The 4,421-nt window shown below is 44.3% G+C and carries 5 protein-coding genes; 3 read left to right on the top strand and 2 right to left on the bottom strand.

The window, feature by feature from the left end; genetic code table 11:
* Window positions 1-73: 73 nt before the first annotated feature.
* The gene (locus tag AC1DWN_RS28745) at window positions 74-241 is read right to left on the bottom strand and encodes a hypothetical protein (protein ID WP_477562302.1); all 168 of its coding nucleotides are present in this window, start codon (window positions 239-241) and stop codon (window positions 74-76) included.
* Window positions 242-582: 341 nt separating this feature from the next.
* Window positions 583-876, bottom strand: coding sequence for a DUF2627 domain-containing protein (locus tag AC1DWN_RS28740; protein WP_477562301.1), 294 nt, complete (start codon window positions 874-876; stop codon window positions 583-585).
* A 211-nt stretch (window positions 877-1,087) separates the two neighbouring features.
* Here AC1DWN_RS28740 and lpdA point away from each other — a divergent pair, with 211 nt between their 5' ends.
* From lpdA to AC1DWN_RS28725, 3 genes are all read left to right on the top strand, one after another.
* Window positions 1,088-2,515: a dihydrolipoyl dehydrogenase gene (lpdA, locus tag AC1DWN_RS28735; protein WP_477562300.1), complete on the top strand. Its 1,428-nt coding sequence runs from the start codon at window positions 1,088-1,090 to the stop codon at window positions 2,513-2,515.
* 99 nt (window positions 2,516-2,614) lie between these two features.
* Entirely contained in the window at window positions 2,615-3,649 is a 1,035-nt protein-coding gene (locus tag AC1DWN_RS28730; protein WP_477562299.1) for a thiamine pyrophosphate-dependent dehydrogenase E1 component subunit alpha, read from the top strand.
* Window positions 3,650-4,421 (top strand): alpha-ketoacid dehydrogenase subunit beta (locus AC1DWN_RS28725; RefSeq protein WP_477562298.1); only part of this gene is annotated, 772 nt, incomplete at its 3' end.

Genomic DNA, 4,421 nt, shown 5'->3' with positions numbered 1-4,421 from the left:
GATGGTATCCGTAACCCTGTTGATAAAGAATAAAAAAAGGCCATCCGCTGAATGCCTTAGTTGGATATGACCCTTAATTGTATATGACTCTTCTGTTTAAATAAACTTGATTACCATATTTTTTGATTAATCCGGAGGATTCCGCTTGGATGAAAGCTTGAATATCCTTCAAGCGTTGGTTTTTAGGTTGAAGTGTTTCTTTTACTTTACCATCCACCGATACATCGAATACGATTTGCATGTTATCGCCTCATTTCTCTTTGATAATCCTATTCTATTGCATGTGTATTACGGCATGATAAAATAAGATGAAGAGTAATGTAAGCAATAATTAAATTTATCAGGGGAATGTAAAATGCCGCGATCCAGATAGAGTTGGATTATGGAAAATAAAGATAGAATACGTTTATAAAATGGATTTCAATAACGGTCATAAAATAAAAAGCGTTAAGTTCGAAAAATACCACTCCTGATCAACTGTTGTTTTTGCTAAAAGTTACCCTACAGGCAAAAGGGGTTGTCCCATAAGTAGCTTCATCTACTTGTGAGACAACCCCTTGATTTTTTTGTCTGCTTCTGCTGCTAGCTTTGCGGCTTTGGTGGACGCGGCCGTTTCGGTTTAAAACGTGGAGCGACATAATTCCGTTTGCGATCGCGGAAAAACGTCCAGCCTCCGATAAAGGCAACGCCAGCGCCGAACATAAGGAATCCGAGCAAGAAGGGCAGCCATTGAAAATTAGGGGTTATCGATTCATTTCCGAATTCTGAAATATACAAGAAGACGGTGTCCTTCATTTTGAGAAAGCCGATGCAAGCCAGTATGCCGGGAATGACTAGCAATAAAATAGCAATAAAACGAGCGGTAACTAATTTCATAAACACAGATTCTCCTTGTAGGTCAAAATACAGTTAGTTCTATCATACCCTTTTACATTAGGAGTGTCTATTTCGTACCTGGACGATGTAAATATCGATAAAAACTAGTACAATAGAAATGAAACTCATGGTACAATGCGGATGGGTTAAATGCATGAATGAAAATGGCATATAAATAGATATGGAACGCAATATAGGAGGGATTGATTCGATGGCAATACAAGTAGACGTAGCAATACTAGGAGGCGGACCGGGTGGATATACGGCGGCCATTCGGGCGGCACAACTGGGGAAAACAGTAGCGATTGTTGAAATGGACAAGCTGGGTGGAACTTGTTTACATAAAGGGTGCATACCAAGTAAATCACTGCTGCGAAGCGCTGAGGTGTATGCAACGCTGCTAGATGCTCATACATACGGGATTCAAGTTGACAAGAACGCTATTTCTCTCGACTACGATAAGGTCCAGCTTCGTAAGGAGCAAACGGTGGAGCAGCTGCATCGCGGGCTGCAAGGCTTAATGAAAAAGAACGGTATTCAAATTATTAATGGCAAGGGCAGAGTGGTAGGTCCATCTATCTTTTCTCCGCGCAGCGGATCGCTCGCTGTAGAGCTGGCAGATGGTGAAATGGAATCAGTTGTGTCAACGAATCTAATTATAGCAACAGGCTCCAGACCGCGTTTATTGCCGGGCTTGGTGCCTGATGGTGAATATATTTTGACAAGTGATGAAGCACTTGTGATGGAAAAGCTGCCAGCATCTATGCTCATAGTAGGTGGAGGAGTCATCGGTGTTGAGTGGGCTTCCTTATTACAGGACTTTGGCGTACAAGTAACACTTGTGGAAGCAGGATCACGATTATTGCCAGGCGAGGATACTGAGGTTTCTTCAGAAATGACAAGATTGCTCATTGGTCGCGGCGTGCGTGTATTAACGGGTGTTAAGCTTCAGACCRAGCAATATAAAGCGGAGAATGGCGAAATCTCAATAACAGCTGAGACAACGGACGGCGATGTATTATTAACGTCAGAAAAGCTGCTTATTTCGGTCGGAAGACAGGCGAATATAGAAGGCTTAGGTCTTGAAAATACCGATATTCGCACAACGAGTGGAATGATTGAGGTTAATGACTATGGTCAAACAAGCGAGCCTCATATTTATGCAATCGGCGATGTAATTGGCGGAGTTCAGCTTGCTCATGCAGCTGCCCATGAAGGCTTAATTGCAGCTGAGCATATAAGTGGTCAAAAGCCTGCAGCAATCGAGCATCACTTGATCCCGCGCTGTATTTATTCCAGACCGGAAATTGCTTCTTACGGGTTGACTGAAGATGGAGCGCGCGCTAAGGGGCATGATATAAAGACTGGGAAAATCCCTTTCAAGGCAATTGGCAAAGCACTTGTCCTTGGTGATGCTGATGGCTTCGTTAAAGTAATTGCGGATCGTAAGACGAACGACATCGTAGGTGTTCATATGATTGGTCCTCATGCTACTGATCTTATATCTGAGGCAGCGCTCGCTGGCCTTCTGAACGCAACGCCTTGGGAGGTCGGACAAATGATTCATCCGCATCCTACGCTTTCTGAGGCGTTAGGCGAGGCTATGCTCGCGGTTGAAGGACGTGCAATAGCGTTCTAAAGAAGACCATTTTCTTTTTAAGGCGAATGGGTTTATAATATATATGATCAAGTATTAGGACCAGGTTATAAAAGCTGGTATAAAAGGAGGAACATCTTCATGACCCAATTCGCTTCGACTGGGCACAATGTTCGTCATTTGGATTTAGGCCTAACTAATGAGCAAGCAATTGATATGTATACAACTATGGTTACAGCACGAAAGTTTGATGAGCGGATGCTGTTGCTTCAGCGCGCCGGGAAGATCAACTTTCATGTATCCGGTGTCGGTCAAGAGGTAGCACAAGTAGCAGCTGCCTATGCGCTGGATCGTGATAACGATTATTTTCTGCCTTATTATCGGGATTATGGGTTAGTGCTATCTGTCGGAATGACGCTCCGTGATTTATTGCTGTCCGTATTCGCGAAAGCAGAAGATCCAAATAGCGGCGGACGACAAATGCCAGGTCACTTTGGATCAAAGAAACTACGTATTGTGACGGGTTCTAGTCCTGTTACAACACAGGTGCCGCATGCAGTAGGCATCGCTCTAGCTGCTAAGATGAAAAAGAAATCACTCGTCAGCTTCGTGACGTTTGGCGAAGGCTCAAGCAATCAGGGAGATTTCCATGAAGGCTGTAACTTCGCGGGCGTGCATAAGCTGCCAGTTATTTTTATGTGTGAAAACAATCAGTACGCAATTTCGGTACCGCTTCATAAGCAGCTTGCCGGAAAGGTATCTGATCGTGCACTCGGTTATGGCTTCCCTGGTCTCCAGGTTGATGGAAATGATGCGTTGGAAGTTTTCCGAGTTGTTAAAGAAGCGCGTGAAAGAGCAATTGCGGGAGAAGGACCAACTCTAATTGAAGCGATGATGTACCGTATTTCACCGCATTCAACGTCCGATAACGATCTTGCTTATCGCACGAAGGAAGAGGTCGATCTGCATCGCGGAAGAGACGGTATTCCTAAATTCAAGCAATATTTGATAGATAGCGGTATTTGGTCGGAAGAGCTCGAAGCAGAGCTTCTCGTTACCATTCGCAAGGTGCTTGATGAGGCAACTGAATATGGCGATAAAGCGCCGTTCCCAACACCAGAATCTATTCTGCTCCATGTCTATGCAGATGATGCTGAGCAAGGAGGTCGTAATTAGATGGCGATTATGGACTATATTGATGCTATACGGTTAGCCATGAAGGAAGAGATGGAACGTGATGAGGACGTATTCGTTCTTGGTGAGGACGTTGGTCTTAAAGGTGGCGTCTTCACAACAACGAAAGGTCTAATAGAGCAGTTCGGCGAGGAACGCGTGATGGATACACCACTAGCAGAATCAGCAATTGCAGGCGTTGCTATTGGAGCCGCTATGTACGGCATGAAGCCTATCGCGGAAATGCAATATTCGGATTTCATGTTCCCGGCAACCAATCAAATTATTAGTGAAGCGGCGAAAATCCGTTACCGTTCTAACAATGATTGGACATGTCCACTTGTTGTAAGAGCCCCGATTGGCGGTGGAGTGTTCGGAGGTTTATACCATTCACAATGTACAGAATCTGTTTTCTTTGGAACTCCCGGCTTAAAGATTGTTGCGCCTTATACCGCGTATGATGCGAAGGGATTATTGAAAGCAGCTGTTCGTGACCCAGACCCGGTATTATTTTTTGAAAACAAAAAATGCTATAAACTTATTAACGGTGATGTGCCAGATACGGATTATATCGTACCAATCGGCAAAGCGAATGTCCTTCGCGAGGGCGATGATATTACCGTAATCGGCTACAGTCTGCCTCTTCACTTTGTGGAGCAAGCAGCAGTTGAACTCGCTGATGATGGTATTAGCGCTCACATACTCGATTTAAGAACACTTCAACCGCTTGACAAAGACGCTATACTTGAAGCCGTTCGCAAGACAGGCAAAGTAC

This window comes from Paenibacillus sp. P4_A7 (assembly GCF_056402455.1).
Note: the sequence above shows the minus strand (reverse complement) of the source record. Positions and strands in the feature narration are given on the sequence as shown.